The sequence below is a fragment of the Pseudoflavonifractor sp. 524-17 genome (assembly GCF_009935845.1).
Classification (GTDB): Bacteria; Bacillota; Clostridia; order Oscillospirales; family Oscillospiraceae; genus Pseudoflavonifractor_A.
Genome location: NZ_QWEK01000023.1, coordinates 19,119 through 37,244 on the forward strand (window position 1 = coordinate 19,119; position 18,126 = coordinate 37,244).

Consider the following 18,126-nt stretch of genomic DNA (forward strand, 5'->3'; position numbering starts at 1 on the left):
GTGCCATTTATCAAGCAAGAACCTGGCCGCGAGGTCAGCTTCCCGCCCGGGTGATGTCGTTGATCCATGCGTGGGAACGGAAACGCAGGATACCCAGCGTGCTCTTTACCAGCTGCTCTGCCGATATGGCCACATACACCCAGAAGATACCCCACCGCAGCACCAGGGCGAAGAAGGCGGCCAGCGGGATGGCCACCAGCCACATGGCGGACACGTCGATAAAGGCGGCCACCCGGATATCCCCGCCGCCCCGGAGCACCCCCACCGTATTGGTGGTGTCAAAGGCGCGCAGAGGCATGGGGATGGACACGAAAGTAAGGATTAGGGTGGCCACCCGGCCCGCCTCCGGGGAGAGGTGGAAGACGGGGTAGACCAGCGCCGGCAGCCAGGTATGGCAGGAGAGCAGCAGCACTCCGCCGATGACCACGCCGCACAGCACGGATAAAAGGTTCAGCGCCGCGGCCACCTCATACACCGTGGACCGCCGGCCTGCGCCGATCTCCCGGCCCACGATAATGGCGGCGGTGCCGGCGATGGCGAAGACGGCCACCATGGTTACATCCTCAATGTTGCCTGTAATGGCCCGGGCGGCTAAAATCTCCTTGCTGCCCTCCATATGGCCCATGATCACCTTATACATGGAAGTGCCCAGACCCCAGAGGGTCTCGTTGAGCACCACCGGCGTGCCGAAGCGGAGGAACTTTTTCAGCAGCGCCTGATTGGGCCGGAGCATCAGCTGAGGTTTTAAGCGGAAGCGCTTGTTGCACAGGGCGTAGGCCGCCATGGCGGCGAATTCCACAATGCGGGAGATCAAAGTGGCCAGAGCCGCCCCCTCCACCCCCAGCCGGGGTGCGCCCAGGTTGCCGAAGATGAGCACCCAGTTCAAAAAAGTGTTGGTTCCCATGGAGACAGCGAAAATGATCAGCCCCAGCTTGGGGTTCTCCATGCTCCGATGGGCCCCCACGTACACGCCGGTGACGCTGTTGAACAGATAGGACAGGCCCACAATGCGGGCGTACCGCGCCGCCAGGGGGATCAGCTCCTGATTGTCGGTGAGCAGAGACATCAGCTCCACCGGGAAGCAGGTCATCACCACCGCGAATACCGACGAGATGGCCAGGGCAAAATACAGCCCGATGCCCATCACCCGGTTGATGGCGTCCGTATCCCCCTTGCCCCAGTACTGACTGATGAGGACGGAGGACCCGCTTTGCAGTCCAAAAATCACCAGCTGGATGATAAACACCGGGATGTTAGCCTGGGCGACCGCCGCCAGGGGCGCTTCCCCCAGCGTGCCCACCATAAAAGTATCAATCATTCCCAGGGAGGTGGTAATCAAATTTTGAAGCAGAATGGGCAGTGCCAGCGACACCACATTGCGGTAAAACGCGCTGCCCCGCCTGAGACAGGAAAACATAAAGCAAACCAACTCTCTACAAATCTATCAATGGACATACTCAGATATGAGAACCTGGACTTATAACCGTGGAATGGCGGATGACCGCGGGAGTTTCTGCCGCCGCGGGGGCGGCAAAAGACCCGGCCGGACAGCGTTCAGCGGCTGTGGATACAGGTTCTTTTTATGACAGTCCCACCCGGCCGGCCTGAATCTCTTTCAGCGCGGCGATGAGGGCGCCGGCCTCCTCATAGGTGCTGTCCGGCCCGAAGGACAGGCGCAGCACCCCCATCCGGGTCCGCTTGGGCAGATCCAGAGCGGCAAGGACGTGACTGGGCCGGCCCTTGTGGCAGGCGGAGCCGGAGGAGACGCAGATCCCAAAATCTCCCAGGGCCCGCACCAGCATCTCGCTGGGGTAGCCCGGCAGGGACACGGCGCAGATATGGGGCGCCTCTCCGGCGGATACAATCTCTATCCCCGGCACGTTTGCGCACAGCTCATTCAGGGTATACTCTTTCAGGGAAGCCATGTGGGCGCGGTAGGCCGGGGCATGGGCGGTCCAGTCCCGGCAGGCGGCGGCCAGGGCGGCAATCTGGGCGGTGGCCTCTGTGCCGGAGCGCAGGCCCCCCTCCTGTCCGCCCCCCCGCAGCAGGGGGGGCAGCTTTAACCCTCTGCGGATATACTGCGCCCCAACCCCCTTGGGCGCGCGGATCTTGTGTCCGCTGACGGTGAGCAGGTCCACCCCCAATTCTGCCGGGGTGAAGGGGATTTTTAAAAATCCCTGCACCGCGTCGGTGTGGAAGAGGATATCAGGGCAGAACGCCTTTACCATTCTGGCGCACCCGGCCACCGGCTGAATCGTCCCCAGCTCGTTGTTCACCAGCATCACGGACACCAGCACGGTCTCCTCCCCCAGGGCGGCGGCTAACTCCTCCGGGCGGATGCGCCCCTGCCGGTCCGGCTTGAGCCGGGTGACGGTATATCCCTTCCGCTCCAGGGCTTTGATGGGCTCCAGTACGGCGGCGTGCTCAATGGCGGTGGTGATGATGTGCCTGCCCCGGCGGCGGCCGTGGTCCGCGGCGGCAGCTACCGCCCAGTTGTCCCCCTCGGTGCCGCAGGAGGTAAAGCAGATCTCCCCTGCCTCACACCCCAGGGCGGCGGCGACAGCCGCCCGATATTCCCCCAGCCGTTGGGCGGCCGCCCGTCCGAAGGCGCACTGGGCGGAGGGATTGCCGAACTGCGCCGTCATCTCCTCCGCCGCGGCCTGGACGGCGGCGGCGCACACCGGCGTGGTGGCTGCGTGATCCAAATAGGCAAACATCCCGAGCGCCCCTTCCCATTGGTAATTCAGTTATTGTATCCTTCCAGCACAAAAAAGTCAACCACACAGAGGAGTGAAAGGTATGGAATCCTATGTCTGCGGCCCCTGCGGCTATGTATACGACCCCGCTGTGGGGGATCCGGAGCACGGCGTCGCCCCCGGCACCCCCTTTGAGGCCCTCCCCGACGGCTGGGTCTGCCCCATCTGCGGCCTGGGCAAAGAGGTCTTTGAAAAGCAATAAGCTGCCTGAAACCGCCCCCATGGGGCGGTTTTTCGGTGCGCAAGCGACCGCCGGTGCATCTGAAAAACTCCGGCAGGCGGGCTGCCCTTTGTCAAGCGATGGCATCATAGATTGAGATAACTTAGATGGGCTTATTATTGACGTAATCGAGGGTATATGATATTATGACAAAGATTTTCTGACTTTTGCGGCGAAGCTGTGGGAACAGGGCGGAAAGCGGTCTGGAGGGTAGGCGTATGGAGCATTCAGAGGGATTTTGGGAACAGACTGGAGAAGGCGCTCCGGACTTTAGGGTCCATGAGCAGCAAAGTGGTATGCGGAGCGTGCAGAATCTGGAGGTTATTATCAACGAGGGCCTTCGCGTCGCCCTGTTGGAGGAAACGCCGGATGATTCACTCCAGGTGCTGCTGAAGCACCTGGGAAAGGCCCTGAACGGGGCGCGGACCTATATCTTTGAGCAGAATGAGTCCGGTGGCGATGACAACACCTACGAGTGGACGGCCGATGGGGTGGCGCCGGAAAAGGAGAATCTTCAAAATGTCCCTGCGGAGGTGTGCGCCAGCTGGTATCGGAATTTCAGCACCGGCAGGCACATTGTCATCAAGGACCTGGAAAATATCCGGGAGACCGAGCCCCTTCAATACGAGAACCTGAAGCGCCAGGGCATTCATTCCCTTGTCGTGGTCCCCTTGTATGACGGCAAGCGGATCGTCGGCTTTTACGGCGTGGACAATCCCCCTGTAAAATCGCTGGAATACGCGTCAAATATGCTTCAGACAGCGGCATACTTTATCGTATCCTCTCTGAAACGGCGCAACCTGTTCCGGGCGCTTCAAAAGCGCAGCTACAACGTGCTTCACGCCCTCAGCGTGGATTATCTGGGCATCTATCAGGTAAACTTCGACACAGGCGAGTGCGAGATCTACCGGAACAGCAAACGGGTGGGCTTGGATTGGGCGGCCCATTTTATTAAGGATGGCTATCAGGCGGCGATGGAGCGGTACATTTCCAAGTGCGTGGCCCCCCAGGACCAGGAACGCCTGCGCGCCATGACGAAGAAGGACTATGTGCTCACCCAGCTCCGGACAGAGAAGAAGTTTTCTGTCCGATACCAGGTAAGTGAGAATTTTTTTGGACTAAAATACCTGGAGATTCATTTTTCCGCCACAGAGAAGACCCAGGCAGAGAACTGCGCTATTTTTGCCCAGCGGGACGTCAACGCCGTGGTGGAGCAGGAGGAGACGTACAAGCTGGAGGCGAGGCAGAGCCTGGAGGACATTCTGGAGGGCGCCAGAACCGGCATCTGGACCATTGAGCTGGAGGAGGGGTGCCAGCCGAGGATGTACGCGGACCGGACCATGCAGATTCTTCTGGGCGTGCCGGGCGAGATCGAGCCGGAGGCGTGCTACCGGCACTGGTTTGAACATATTGATCCGGACTATGTGGAAATGGTACAGGAATCCGTACAGGAAATATTGAAGACCGGGCGTTCGGAGGTAATTTACCCCTGGAATCATCCGGAGCTGGGGAAAATTTATGTCCGTTGCGGCGGTGTGCCGGACAAGGCTTTTAAAAAACCGGGCGCCTGCCTGAACGGATACCATCAGGACATCACGGAGACCATGGTGGCGCGGAAGAAGCAGGAGCAGTCCATCATGGAGCTTCTGGAGCGGGTGAGGCAGGCAAATTCGGCAAAAAGTGAATTCCTCTCCCATATGTCCCACGACCTCCGCACGCCGATCAACGGGATTCTGGGAATGCTGGCCATTTTGGAAAAAAGCCAGGATGACCCGGAGCGGCAGAGGGACTGCCAGAGGAAAATTCGTGCGTCAACCGAGCATCTGCTGTCTCTGGTCAACGACGTTCTTCAGGTCAGCAAGCTGGAGAGCGGAAGGCCGGCGGCGGTGGAGGAGCCCTTCGATCTCCGCAATACCTTGGAAGACTGTATCACCATTCTCTCCCCCCTGGCGGAGGAGCGGGGCATCCGGCTGGAGCTGGAGGCGTCCGGCCTGCGCCATAACAGGGTCATTGGGAATCCGCTGCACTTGAGGCAGATCCTGATGAATGTCATCGACAACGCCCTCAAATATAACCGCCCCCGCGGCTCTGTCTTTGTCCAGGCGGAGGAGACCGCCTTCCAGGACGGCACCGCAACCTGCCGGTTTGTCATCAAGGACACCGGCATCGGCATCGGAGAGGACTTCAAGGCACACATTTTTGAGCCCTTCACCCAGGAGCATCAAGGCGCCAGGACCAACTATAACGGCGTTGGGCTGGGCATGTCTATTGTAAAGAAATTGGTAGACCAGATGAAGGGAACCGTTACAGTAGACAGCCAGCCGGGCGAGGGAAGCGTGGTCCAAATCACCCTGCCTGTTCGAGTGGATGAGACATGGGACGGACAGCCCGCAGATGAAGAGGGCGATGTTGCCGGGATGTGTGTCCTTTTGGTGGAGGACAACGAGATCAACTGTGAAATCGTAGAATATATTCTCAAGGAGGCGGGCGCGCAGGTGGTAACCGCCAACGACGGAAAGGCCGCCGTAGATGCGTTTACGGCGTCCGCTCCGGGGACGTTTGACTGCGTACTCATGGATTTGATGATGCCGGTTATGAGCGGGTATGAGGCGGCGCGGGTGATTCGCGGCCTGAACCGGGCGGACGCACAGGCCGTGCCCATCATAGCGCTGTCGGCCAACGCATTTGAAGAGGATATCGCACTGGCAAAGGACGCCGGGATGAATGAGCACCTGGCAAAACCGGTGGACATCCGCAGGATGCTCCAGGTCATGAGCCGGTTTCGAGGCCAGTATCAGGCGGCACAAGAGTTAAAAACTGTGGAGATGGAAGAAATATGAAAAGCATGACTTTGCCGCGCTCGTTAAAAATCAGCATAGCGGTAGTTATTTGTCTCATTATTTTCGTGTTTTCCCTCCTTGGAGTATCCATTCACAATATGAGCGAAAACACCATCGAGGATATTGGCACTGCATATATGGCCGGAATGAACCAGCAGGTGTCCTTACACTTTGAAACCATCATCGAGCTCCGCCTGACGATGGCGGAATCCATCGCGCACATCGCGGCAGGGGAGGGAGCGCCCAATTACGGCTCGAAGGAGGAGATCGAATACGGCGCAAGGGCAAGGCATTTTTTGTGCGCCGCCCTATATTCGTCTGACGGCGAAATTGAAATGATCTACGGCGACCCTGTGGCGCTCAACCACCCGGAGCCGTTTTTGGAGAGCCTGAGGAAGGGGGAGCGCAAGGCGGCGTCCGCCGTTGACAGCAGCGGCGCAGGGGTTATTTTGTTCGGTGTTCCCTGTAACTACCCCATGTCCGACGGAAGCGACAGTCTGGCCATCATTGTGGGGCTGTCTACCAAATACATGGGCGAGGTTCTCTTCCTCGATTCAGACAGTTCGCTGATGTATTCCTTCGTCATACGAAAGGATGGCAGCTACGTTGTCGGGAACGAGGGCGACGGCCACGAAACTTATTTTGACCGGCTCTACAGTATCTTTGACGGCCAGGACCTGGAGGCGGCCTTCTATATTAAACAGCTGACGGCGGCCATGAATGCCAACGAAGACTATTCCGTTATTGTGAAAAACGGCGGGTCGCGCCACCATGTATATTGTACCAACCTCCCCTACTGCGAGTGGTACTTGGTGACAGTTCTTCCCTTCCAGGGGCTGGATTACGCTATCTCCGGCATGGGGGTTCGTTGGCTCGCCATCGTCTATGCCTCCTCGTTTGCGGTAATCGCCATGCTCCTCTACATATTCTGTCAGTGTCTGAAGCTATTCCGAAACCAGGTATCTGAGCTGAAGCGCATGAACACGGAAATGGATGCGGCGCGGAAATCTGCCGAGCAGGCACGCAGAGAGGCGGAATATGCCAACGCGGCGAAACAGGGCTTCCTCTCCAGCATGAGCCACGACATACGCACCCCCATGAATGCCATCATCGGTATGACCTCTCTGGCCATAGACAATATGGGCAACCCAGAACAGGTTCAGGATTACCTGCATAAAATTGCGCTGTCCAGCAAGCATCTGCTGGGTCTTATCAATGATGTGCTGGATATATCGAAGATTGAAAGCGGCAAGATGACGCTGAACATTGAGCCGGTGTCGTTAAGGGATGTGATGGACAGCATTGTCAATATGATGCAGCCCCAGATTCAGGCGAAAAATCAGAGGTTCCACGCAACGGCCTACGAAATTCTGTCGGAAGATGTATGCTGTGACAGTGTGCGGCTGAATCAGGTGTTGATTAACCTGCTGGGGAACGCCGTCAAATTTACGCCGGAACAGGGCTGTGTTGAGGTGTCAGTCTATCAGGAGGCGCTGCCGGAGGATACTGCCTGCGTTCGCACCCATTTCCTGGTGAGCGATACGGGGATCGGCATGTCAGAAGAGTATCAGAAGGTAATCTTTGAGTCCTTCAGCAGAGAGGACAACACCCGTGTACAAAAAATAGAGGGTTCCGGGCTGGGAATGGCGATTACCAAGCGTATTGTAGACGCCATGGGCGGAACCATTTCTGTCCGCAGCGAACAGGGCAAGGGCAGCGAGTTCCATGTCACCCTTGACCTGGCAAAGGCGGCACGGCGGGAGACCAGCGCGGAACGTCCAGATTGGAATGTGCTGGTGGTTGACGGCAATCAGCGGTTGTGTGTCAATGCGGTTCATGCGCTGCAGTCTGTCGGCATCCGGGCTCAATGGTGTCTGAGCGGGGAGCAGGCGGTGGAACAGATTGCGCAGCACCGCCGCGATGACAGCTATCAGCTGACGATTCTGGGCTGGGACCTGCCGGATATGAATGGGATCCAGGCGGCCCGGGCGATCCGGCTCAGCTGTGGAGAGGACGGTCCGGCTATGCTGCTCTCGGCCTGCGATTGGAGCGGGATAGAAAAGGAGGCCAGGGAGGCGGGAATTTCCGGGTTTATCTCCAGGCCGCTGTTCAAATCCACCTTGCTTGACGCCCTGAGCGCATTTTCCGGCACTGCCGTTGAAGAAGCTTCCGCCGAAAAGGCGGCGGACCTGGTGCTCCGCGGGAAACACATCTTACTGGCAGAGGATAACGAACTTAACTGGGAGGTTGCAAGGGAGCTCCTTTCCGCCCTTGAGATGGAGCTGGATTGGGTGGAAAACGGGAAAATCTGCGTTGCGAAATTTGAGGCATCCCCTGTCGGGTACTATGACGCGATTATTATGGACGTGCGGATGCCTGTTATGGACGGCTACGAAGCGACCGCGGCCATTCGCGGGCTGAAGCGTGAGGACGCGGGCATTCCCATTATCGCGATGACCGCCGATGCGTTTTCAGAAGATATTCAAAGGTGTCTGGAGTGCGGTATGAACGACCACCTGGCAAAACCGATTGACATCCAAACCGTCGCCTACAAATTAAAAAAGTATCTCAGATAAGAGAGATTGAATAGATAAAAAAGAGATTGCCTGCCCCCTTTGGGGGGCAGGCAATCTCAAAGTGTCAAAAAACGCAAAATTTGAAGGTTTCGGAGGGAGGGATAGTGTGAAAGGGAACCGTCAGGGTTCCCTTTCGCGTCCAGGCAAATCAGTTTTCAGAACTTTTTGAAGTTCTGAAAACTGCCCCCAATCTGTCAAAAAAGCCTCGCATTTTAGGAATAGACTCAAAAAGGCTTTGACCCTGATTCGGATTTTGTATCTGAAGATGATGCAATACGCATTCGAAACGGTTGCGGGTTATGGCGATTCCCGGGTTTTTCCTGGAGCCGTCTGTTCCGGTTCAGCAAAACGTCAAGCTCATACTTCATCAATCCGTGTTTGGTGCAGTACAGATATAGGCTTCCTCCGCCCCACATATCGGGGAATCGAAAATTGGGACTTTGTTCAGGGTATAGCCTGTTAATCCAAACGCGGTCGTCGTTTACACAGGCTGCAAAAAGGAGATAATGCTCCCGCCGCATGTCGTGCTGTACAGTGGCATAATATTCAGCATCAACGTCCTCTATCTGCGGCGTGTGTTTAGGGGCGGCTGTGTTCGGGAGCAGCGGCTGCAGCTGACGCCCGCAGCAGGCAATCGAAGCGGCCCCTGTGCTGGTGAGGATATTTCCGCAGACAGGGCAGACGTAAAATTGTATCCGATCCATTTTCCCCACGTCAGGGCGGTTGGGATTCAACTCCCCCTGGAGCAATTTGAGAATATCTGCGCCCAGGACATTCGCCAGCGCTTCCCAAAGTGAAACGTCGGGGCATCCCAGGCCGCACTCCCATTTTGAAATCGTCTTATTGCTGATATTCAGCTGATCGGCAACCTGTTTTTGCGTTAGACCTTTTTCTGTACGAAGCTGAAGGATGAGCTTTCCAACCTTTGCACAATCCATCTGTTCGCCTCCCTATCAAGTACAGCTATTGTGCAGTAATTTGAACCAAACGTATTGGCGGCGGCTCATGCAGAGGAGCACCACTGCACGACGTTTGAATGGTAGACAAGGAGAGCTGTCAGAGCGAAATCCAGGGCCTTGTATATCAGCTCGAAGTGCCTGGAGGTTGATACGGTCTGTCAGCTCTTTGCAGCAGCCGCCTATTTATGTTCTCCTCTGCGATTGCGATAGAATATAGCAAATATTTTAGAATTTTTCAGATAAATGCAAAAAAGGCCGCTACCCTGGAAGCACCAAGGCGGCAGCCTTTTTTCACTTGTCCATGGCATAAACCAGAGGACACACCAGCACGAACAGGCTCCCGGCCACATAGATGACCGGCTCCTGGGTTCGTCTGGCGCACTTTTGGTGGACCTGAAGGGGATCGAACCCTCGAACCTCACGGATGCGAACCGTGCGCTCTCCCAGCTGAGCTACAGGCCCATATCATAAACCCTAACTAAGCCCTAATGGGGCGACTGGCCTATGGGACTTGATTATTATAGCACACTTTGGAAAAAAGTAAAGCCTTTTTTTAAAAAATATAAAAATGTGCTTTCCTGTTTGGAAATACAGCCTTTCATGGCCAATAGGGCCGCGCGGGAAAGCCATCGCTGGTCAGCTTTTCCGCCAGCTGCCGGGTCCGTTCCGTCCGGGAGACGCAGACAATGGCGGTGCAGCAGAAAAAGGGCTTGTCACCTGTGAATCACAGGCGGCAGGCCCTTTCAGACGCATATCGAACCTTTTTTATCTTCTCCCAGGAGAGCTGTTACATGAGACGGGCGGTGTAGTAGACTGCCATTACCAGGAGCCACACGATGAGAGCCACATAGAGGAACATCATAGCGCCCACAATCAGACCTACCACCTGAATCAAGGCCACCACCAAGCAGTTAATATACAGCATGGTATAGCTGGCGTGCTTGGACAGCAGGGCCATAGGCTTGCCCTTGACGGAGATCGTGCCGCCGTTGGTCTGGAGGGTGCGGGTGAGCAGAGCCACCGCGGCCAGCAGCAGACCCTCCGCCACCAAATAGGAGTAGACCACCGCGCCGTGGGCGATCCGCCGCTCCAGCAGCCACAGGCCCAAAAAGCCGGCCACACCCATCAGCGCCACAAGGAAAAACTCCCGCTGGTAGAGGTAGTAGATCAGCGCCAGCACCGCCATGCAAGGCACTGCGGTGTAGAGCACCCGGATGCCGGTAGAGGGGTACAGCCGCAGGATCACCGCGCAGGCCGCCAGCACTGCCAGCACCGTGGTGACAATCTGGGGCAGAAGGGTGGGCTTGCCGTCCTTGCGGCTCTTCAGCCACCAGGCGAGGGAGGCGGCGAAGCAGAGGGGCAACGCAATGGCCAGAACTTGAAAGACCTTATCCAACGCCAGACGCAGGGGAATCTGCGCTACGGTGTAATTGACATAATACCGGCTGAGGAAGAGCAGCAGGGCCTCCAGTACAACGGAGCCGGCGATCCACACGAGAACGCGGTTAAGAATCGCGTCTTCCTGCTTGCTCCGCTCCGCTTTTTCTCTCTTGTTCATGTATTCATCTCCTGTATTTTATCTCATGTTTTTACATTTTAGCAGATTGCCCACCAATTTGCAACAGGGAAAAGCGGGTTTGGTTGAGAGAAGGCTTTACCCCCACCCCGTGCTATGCTACAATAGGCTTCAGGCAAAACAGGGGGGTTTCTCTTGAATGAGAGACTGTTTTTTACAAGGGACAGGAGTATGTTGATGAAAAAGATCGGTTCACTGCTGGGATTGGGCGTCCTCACTCTTTTGCTGGGGGCCTGCGGGGCGCCGGGGCGGGGGAGTGCGGCGCAGACCCCGGCGGTGCGTGAGTTCTTTGCTATGGATACCTTTATGTCGGTGCAGGTGTGGGGCGCCGGGGGAGAGGCGGCGGCCGCTGCCCTCCAGACAGAGACGGTACGGCTGGAGGGCCTGTTCTCCCGCGCCAGAGCGGAGAGCGACATCACCCGGCTCAACGCCCGGGCGGGGGACGGGACGCAGGTGCCCCTGTCGCCGGAGACCGTACAGGTGCTGGCGGCAGCGGGGGAAGTCCGCCGGGCTGTGGGCGGGACCTTTGACGTGACCGTCGCTCCGGTAATGGACCTGTGGGGCTTTGGGGCCGGGGGGACAGGGTGCCGGGTGCCGGACCCGCAAGCCCTGTCCCGGTGTCTGGCCCTGGTGGACGGGGGAAAGCTGGAGACCGGGGACGGCTGGGCCCGTCTGGAAGAGCCGGGAATGGAGGCGGACTTGGGAGGCATCGCCAAGGGGTATACCGCCGGCCGGCTGGTGGAGCTGCTGGGGGAGTATGAGGTGTCCTCCGCCCTTCTGAACCTGGGTACCAGCACTATTGCCGCCGTGGGCGCCCGGCCGGACGGCACGCCCTGGCGGGTGGCCCTCCGGGATCCCCGGCAGGAGGAGGGGCAGATCATGGTGCTGGCGCTTTCGGACCGGATTTTGTCTACCTCCGGGGGCTATGAGCGGTTTTTTGAGGCGGATGGCAGTATCTATCACCACATTCTGGATCCCCGCACCGGCTGGCCCGCCGGCAGCGGCCTGCTGTCGGTGACGGTGGTGGCGGAGGATGGCGCCCTGTCCGACGTCCTGTCCACCGCCCTGTACGTCCTGGGACCGGAGGCGGCGGTGGACCTGTGGCGGACCGCCGGGGATTTTGAGTGCGTGCTGTGCCAGACAGACGGCGTAGTGCTGGTGACGGAGGGGCTGGAGGACCAGATGACGTTTGGGGGGGAGGACTATGGGTACACCTGTGAGATCGTCCGCCGCTGACCGCCCGGGGCCCCGTCTGTGGGACGGGGCGGTGGTGCTGGCGGTGCTTATCGCCGCCGGAGCGCTGTTCTGGTGGCTGAGACCGGCGGGGGGCGGGGCGCTCACCCTCACCATCCGCCTGGACGGCGCAGTCGCCGCAGCCTATGACATGACTGCCCCCGGCGTGCCGGAGACGATCTCGATTGACGCGCCGTGGCCCCTGTGGCTGGAGCGGTCTGGGAACCGGGTGCGGGTGGCGCAGAGCAGCTGCCCCGGCCGGGACTGCGTCCACACCGGCTGGATTGGCCGGGCGGGAGAGCAGATCATCTGTCTTCCCAACAAGCTCATTATTTCCCTTACAGGGGGACAGGATACGTCCACAGACAATTTTGACGTAATTGCCGGATAAGAAGTTCCCGCCAGAAGAGAAAAAGAGACAGCCTTTATTATTTAAGGAGGGCAATTCTATGGGTCCCTATCTGCTGGCCCTGGACCAGGGCACCACCAGTTCCCGCGCGATTTTGTTTGACCGGGAGCAACGTATCTGCGCGATCTCCCAGAAGGAGTTTACCCAGTTTTACCCCCGGGAGGGGTGGGTGGAGCACGACGCCATGGAGATCTGGTCCACCCAGTACGGGGTGATGATGGAGGCCATCGCCCAGTCCGGCGCGGCGGCGGGGGAGATCGCAGCCATCGGCATCACCAACCAGCGGGAGACCACGATCCTTTGGGACCGGGAGACCGGCCGGCCCATCCATAACGCCATTGTGTGGCAGTGCCGCCGCACCGCCCCTTTGGTGGACGGGCTGCTGGAGCGGGGGCTGGGGCCGTATATCCAGACAACTACGGGTCTGGTGCCTGACGCCTATTTCTCCGCCACCAAGATCAAGTGGCTGCTGGACCATGTGGAGGGGGCCCGGGACCTGGCCCGGCAGGGCCGGCTGTGCTTTGGCACGGTGGACGCCTGGCTGCTGTGGAAGCTGACAGGCGGGGCAGTCCACGCCACCGACTACACCAACGCCTCCCGCACCATGCTCTACGACATCCGCCGCCTGCGCTGGGACCAGCGTTTGCTGGACGAACTGGACATCCCGAAGGGCATTTTGCCTGAGGTGCGGCCCTCCAGCGGGATTTACGGCTATACGGACATTCAGGGGGAGAAGGTGCCCATTGCCGGCATCGCCGGAGACCAGCAGGCCGCCCTCTTTGGCCAGACCTGCTTTGAGCCGGGGGACGCCAAGAACACCTACGGCACCGGCTGCTTCCTGCTGCTCAACACCGGGGCGGTCCCCTGCGAGAGCAAAAACGGCCTCATCACCACCATCGCCGTGGGGCTGGAGGAGGGGGTGCAGTACGCGCTGGAGGGCTCCGTCTTTGTGGGGGGCGCGGTGATCCAGTGGCTGCGGGACGAGCTGCGCTTTCTGGACGAGAGCCGGGACGCGGAGTATTATGCCCAAAAGGTGCCGGACACCGGCGGAGTGTACCTGGTCCCCGCCTTTACCGGCCTGGGGGCGCCCTACTGGGATATGTACGCCAGGGGGTGCATGGTGGGGCTCACCCGGGGCACCCGGCGGGAGCACATCATCCGGGCGGCCCAGGAGTCCATCGCCTATCAGGTGGCGGATCTGGCCCGGGCCATGGAGGGGGACACCGGCCTGCCCCTGTCCCAGCTCCGGGCCGACGGCGGGGCCAGCCGGGACGGCTTTTTGATGCAGTTCCAGGCGGACATTCTGGGCCGGCCTGTCCACCGCCCCGTCATCCGGGAGACCACCGCCCTGGGCACGGCCTATCTGGCCGGTCTGGCGGTGGGGGTGTGGCGGGACCGTGCGGAACTGAAGCAGCTGTGGCGGGAGGACCGGGCCTTTGTCCCCGCCATGGCGGAAGACCGCCGGTCCGCGCTGTTCGCCGGCTGGCACAGGGCGGTGGGCCACAGCCGGGGCTGGGCGGCGCCGCAAGGCGGGGGAGAGTTTGGCCAGCAATGAGGCCCTGGGGAAGATATGCCAGTCAGGTATTGCCGTCTATATTAAGGAAGTATTTGCTTTTTCAAAATCCCCCTGCTCTGCGCCGCGTCTCCGGGGAGCTGTGTGGGAAAAGAGATAAAAATATGAAAAGCCATATTGCGAAACAGAGAAAAATGATGTATGATAACAAGCGGAGCTTTCCGAAAGCCGGGACGGCGGTCCGGCTTACGGCAAGGCCGCACTAGTCGGGGAGATAGCGGTGCCCTGTTACCTGCAATCCGCTACAGCAGGGATGAAGCCCGGCCCCCGGATTTTCGCTGTGTCGTCTGACCCAGGCAAGCGGTGATGATGGATCGGTCCCGCGCAACGGGACCCCGTGAACCGTGTCAGGTGGGGAACCAAGCAGCACTAAGCGGACTGTCCCGTGTGCCGCGGGAGGCCCGCTCCTGAGCTGGCTGCCTGGGTAACGGACAGGGCGGAAACTTCAAAGGCCGGTGTGCGGTCTTGCCATAAGCCGGCACAGTCGGAAGCGCAGGAGCGAAGCGGCGGGGGTGCCCCCATCCTCGCTCCTTTTCTCTATTTTTATGGCGTTTATGCCGCGGAAGAGGTGAACCGCTTTGTATCAGGCCCTTTATCGAAAGTGGCGGCCCCGCACCTTTGACGATGTGGTGGGGCAGTCCCATATTACCGATACCCTCAAGCGGCAGGTGGCGGCGGGGCGGCTGTCCCACGCCTACCTGTTCACCGGTACCCGCGGGACAGGGAAGACCTCCTGCGCGAAAATTCTGGCCCGGGCGGTAAACTGCGAGCACCCAGTGGAGGGAAACCCCTGCAACCAGTGCCCGTCCTGCCTGGGGATCGAGAATGGCTCCATTCTGGACGTACTGGAGCTGGACGCCGCCTCTAACAACGGCGTGGATCAGGTCCGGGCCCTGCGGGACGAGGCGGTGTACACCCCCGCGGCGGTGCGCCGGCGGGTGTACATTGTGGACGAGGTCCACATGCTGTCCACCGCGGCGTTTAACGCCCTGCTGAAAATCCTGGAGGAGCCGCCGGCCCATTTGATGTTCATCTTAGCCACCACAGAGCTGCATAAGGTGCCGGCCACCATTAAATCCCGGTGCCAGCAGTTCGCCTTCAAGCGCATTCTGCCCTCGGACATCACCCAGCGCCTGGGCTATGTGGCGCAGCAGGAGGGCATGGAGCTCACCCAGGAGGGCGCGCAGCTGCTGGCCCGTCTGGCGGACGGGGGCCTGCGGGACGCCCTGTCCCTGCTGGATCAGTGTACCAACCCCACCGGCGTGGTGGGGGAGGCGGAGGTGCTCAGCGCCCTGGGCCTGGCAGGCAATGTGGAGACGGCGGCGCTGATGGAGCGCATTGCCGGCGGGGACACCGCCGGCGCCTTGGAGACGTTGGGCCGGCTCTACGCCGCTGGGAAGGACGTGGGCGCCCTGCTGGGGGAGCTGGCCTCCCTGACCCGGGATTTGCTGGTGCGCAAGACTGCACCCCAGGGGGGCGCGGCGCTGCTCACCGGCGGCTATGAGGAGCGCGTCATGGGACAGTTGGGCGGCCGGCTGGCGGCGCCCCGGCTGATGCAGATGCTGGAGCTGCTGCAATCCACCCTGGCGGACCTGTCCCGCAGCAGCAACCGCCGCACCGATGCGGAGCTGTGCCTCATCAAGCTGTGCGACACCACGCTGGACCACAGCCCGTCCGGCCTGAGCGCCCGGCTGGCCCGGTTGGAGGGGATGATTTCCGGCGGCGGGGCGGAGTGGCCGGCGCGGCCGGAGCCGGCCCCGGTATCCCCGGCCCTGGCGGCAGAGCCGGCCACTCCCGCTCCGGCGGAGAGAGCGCCTGCGCCGGCGCAGGCGGAAAAGTCAGACTCCCAAAAGGCGGAACCGCAGAAGGCAAAGGCTCCCCCGGCCCGGCCCGGCGGGGATCTCTGGCCCAGGCTGGCGGAGGCCCTGCGGGGACAGGTGCCCATGAGCGTCTACCCCTTCCTCAGCAACCCCGCCATGGTGCAGGGACAGCTGGAGGATGAGCGGCTGATCCTGTGGGTGGACAGCGAGTTCACCCGGGACCTTGTGGGCAAGGCCGCAGTTGTGGAGGCGGTGAAGCGGACGGCGGAGGGACTGCTGGGACAGAGCGTGGGCTGCACAGTCTCCGTGGGCAGGCCCCCAGAGGCGGCGCCCGTGCCGGGACAAGCCCTGGCTTCACAGACGCGGCCGGCAGCAGAACACCCTGGGGAGCCGGCCCATGACAAGCTGAAGGACCTGGCAGCCCGCGGGGCCCGGTTTGATAATATTATTGTGCAAGCGTGATCGGACAGAGATGAAGGAGGAACCACAGCCATGGCAAAAGGATACGGACGGCCCGGCATGGGCGGTATGGGCGGCGGCATCAATATGAATATGATCAAGCAGGCCCAGAAAATGCAGCAGGACATCGCCAAGAAGCAGGCGGAGCTGGAGGAGAAGGAGTACACGGCCCAGGCGGGCGGCGGCGTGGTGGAGGCCAAGGTCAACGGCCAGCGGACGCTGCTCAGCGTGACCATCAACCCGGAGGCGGTGGATCCGGAGGATGTGGAGATGCTCCAGGATCTTATTGTGGCCGCGGTGAACGAGGCTCTGCGCACGGCGGAGAGCGAGATGGCGGCGGCGATGCAGAAGATCACCGGCGGCCTGAGCCTGCCGTTCTGAGAGCCTGTACGGCTTGGCGAGGACCCCGGATTCTGGCCGCAAAGATTTGCGCTGAGGCGGTTGGCACCGCATCCAGGACGGAAAACCAGCGGCGGGGCCGGCCCGCTGCGGTACAGCAACAAAACCTCCACAAGCGGGAGGTTTTTTGTTTCTTTTCAACCGAAACAGACAGGGAGGTTTTTATGGAACAGGCGAAGGTATACTTTACCGATCTGCGGGTAACAGCAGGAGACAGTCTGCCCAAAAAGCTGGCGCGGCTGATCCGGACGGCGGGCATTGAGACCATTGACTTTACGCGGAAGATGACGGCCATTAAGCTCCACTTCGGCGAGCCGGGGAATCTGTCCTACCTGCGGCCCAACTACGCCAAGGCGGTGGCGGACGTGGTGAAGGAGCTGGGGGGCGTTCCCTTTCTGACGGACTGCAACACCCTGTACGCCGGACGGCGGAAAAACGCCCTGGAGCACCTGGACAGCGCCTATGAAAACGGCTTCTCCCCCTTCTCCACCGGGTGCCAGGTGATCATCGGGGACGGGCTGAAGGGCACCGACGACATTGAGGTTCCGGTGGAGGGAGGCGTCTATGTCAAAAACGCCAAGATCGGCCGGGCTATCATGGACGCGGACGTGTTCCTCTCCCTGAGCCACTTCAAGGGCCACGAGGCCACCGGGTTCGGCGGCGCGCTGAAAAACATCGGCATGGGCTGCGGAAGCCGGGCGGGAAAGATGGAGCAGCACTCCGCCGGCAAGCCGGAGGTGAACCAGGCCAAATGCGTGGGCTGTAAGCAGTGCGCCAGGCAGTGCGCCCACAGCGCCATCTCCTACGGAGAAGGCCGGAAGGCCGCCATTGACCACAGCAAATGCGTGGGCTGCGGGCGGTGCATCGGCGTATGCAATTTTGACGCCATCCACAACCCCAACGACTGCGCGAATGACGAGCTCAACGCCAAAATCGCCGAGTACAGCAAGGCGGTGGTGGCAGGACGGCCCCATTTCCACATCAGCCTGGTCATTGATGTGTCCCCCTACTGCGACTGCCATGGGGAAAACGACGCCCCCATTCTGCCGGATGTGGGCATGTTCGCTTCCTTTGATCCGGTGGCCCTGGACCAGGCCTGCGCGGACGCCTGTCTGCGGCAGACCCCCCTGCCCAACTCCAGACTGACGGACAACATGCAGGCGGCGGACTTCCACGATCACCACGACCACTTCTGCAACAGCTTCCCCGAGACCAACTGGAGAACCTGCCTGGAGCACGGGGAGCGCATCGGCCTGGGTACCCGGCAGTATGAGCTGATTCAGGTAAAATAGGGAAGGGATCGATT

General features: G+C 60.3%; 12 protein-coding genes, 1 tRNA gene, 1 other RNA gene and 1 pseudogene. 10 read left to right on the top strand and 5 right to left on the bottom strand.

Going from position 1 to position 18,126, the window contains the following annotated elements:
• Positions 1-34 precede the first annotated feature (34 nt).
• Together D1159_RS09990 and D1159_RS09995 are read right to left on the bottom strand one after the other, a co-directional pair.
• Positions 35-1,417, bottom strand: coding sequence for an MATE family efflux transporter (locus D1159_RS09990; protein WP_161845529.1), 1,383 nt, complete (start codon positions 1,415-1,417; stop codon positions 35-37).
• Between the two features lie 163 nt (positions 1,418-1,580).
• A complete protein-coding gene (locus D1159_RS09995; RefSeq protein WP_161845530.1) occupies positions 1,581-2,717 on the bottom strand; it encodes a cysteine desulfurase family protein in 1,137 nt (378 codons plus the stop codon).
• An 82-nt stretch (positions 2,718-2,799) separates the two neighbouring features.
• Here D1159_RS09995 and D1159_RS10000 point away from each other — a divergent pair, with 82 nt between their 5' ends.
• The 3 genes from D1159_RS10000 (at position 2,800) to D1159_RS10010 (ending at position 8,392) form a co-directional block, all read left to right on the top strand.
• Entirely contained in the window at positions 2,800-2,958 is a 159-nt protein-coding gene (locus tag D1159_RS10000) for a rubredoxin (RefSeq protein WP_161845531.1), read from the top strand.
• A gap of 236 nt (positions 2,959-3,194) precedes the next feature.
• Entirely contained in the window at positions 3,195-5,816 is a 2,622-nt protein-coding gene (locus D1159_RS10005; RefSeq protein WP_161845532.1) for a GAF domain-containing hybrid sensor histidine kinase/response regulator, read from the top strand.
• A 98-nt stretch (positions 5,817-5,914) separates the two neighbouring features.
• Complete coding sequence (locus D1159_RS10010; protein WP_243152220.1) at positions 5,915-8,392, top strand: response regulator; 2,478 nt, start codon at positions 5,915-5,917, stop codon at positions 8,390-8,392.
• A gap of 359 nt (positions 8,393-8,751) precedes the next feature.
• Here the strand turns inward: D1159_RS10010 and D1159_RS10015 are convergent.
• From D1159_RS10015 to D1159_RS10025, 3 genes and pseudogenes are all read right to left on the bottom strand, one after another.
• A pseudogene (locus D1159_RS10015) lies at positions 8,752-9,330 on the bottom strand (helix-turn-helix domain-containing protein); the annotation flags it as partial.
• Between the two features lie 406 nt (positions 9,331-9,736).
• Positions 9,737-9,813, bottom strand: a tRNA-Ala gene (locus D1159_RS10020).
• Between the two features lie 325 nt (positions 9,814-10,138).
• Positions 10,139-10,909 (bottom strand): hypothetical protein, encoded by a 771-nt coding sequence (locus D1159_RS10025; protein WP_161845535.1) that lies wholly within the window; start codon positions 10,907-10,909, stop codon positions 10,139-10,141.
• A gap of 195 nt (positions 10,910-11,104) precedes the next feature.
• Here D1159_RS10025 and D1159_RS10030 point away from each other — a divergent pair, with 195 nt between their 5' ends.
• The 7 genes from D1159_RS10030 (at position 11,105) to D1159_RS10060 (ending at position 18,112) form a co-directional block, all read left to right on the top strand.
• Positions 11,105-12,163 (top strand): FAD:protein FMN transferase, encoded by a 1,059-nt coding sequence (locus tag D1159_RS10030; RefSeq protein WP_161845536.1) that lies wholly within the window; start codon positions 11,105-11,107, stop codon positions 12,161-12,163.
• Positions 12,132-12,551, top strand: a complete 420-nt coding sequence (locus tag D1159_RS10035; protein WP_161845537.1) for a NusG domain II-containing protein — start codon at positions 12,132-12,134, stop codon at positions 12,549-12,551. Before D1159_RS10030 ends, D1159_RS10035 begins: the two co-directional genes overlap by 32 nt.
• Positions 12,552-12,609: 58 nt before the next feature.
• Positions 12,610-14,124 (top strand): glycerol kinase GlpK, encoded by a 1,515-nt coding sequence (gene glpK, locus D1159_RS10040; RefSeq protein ID WP_161845538.1) that lies wholly within the window; start codon positions 12,610-12,612, stop codon positions 14,122-14,124.
• Between the two features lie 215 nt (positions 14,125-14,339).
• Positions 14,340-14,605: signal recognition particle sRNA large type (gene ffs / locus D1159_RS10045), an RNA gene on the top strand.
• Positions 14,606-14,720: 115 nt separating this feature from the next.
• Positions 14,721-16,424 carry a DNA polymerase III subunit gamma/tau gene (gene dnaX, locus D1159_RS10050; protein ID WP_161845539.1) on the top strand — a complete coding sequence of 568 codons (1,704 nt, stop codon included), beginning with the start codon at positions 14,721-14,723 and terminating at the stop codon, positions 16,422-16,424.
• Between the two features lie 30 nt (positions 16,425-16,454).
• A complete protein-coding gene (locus tag D1159_RS10055; RefSeq protein WP_161845540.1) occupies positions 16,455-16,802 on the top strand; it encodes a YbaB/EbfC family nucleoid-associated protein in 348 nt (115 codons plus the stop codon).
• A 182-nt stretch (positions 16,803-16,984) separates the two neighbouring features.
• Positions 16,985-18,112 (top strand): DUF362 domain-containing protein, encoded by a 1,128-nt coding sequence (locus tag D1159_RS10060; RefSeq protein ID WP_161845541.1) that lies wholly within the window; start codon positions 16,985-16,987, stop codon positions 18,110-18,112.
• Positions 18,113-18,126 lie beyond the last annotated feature (14 nt).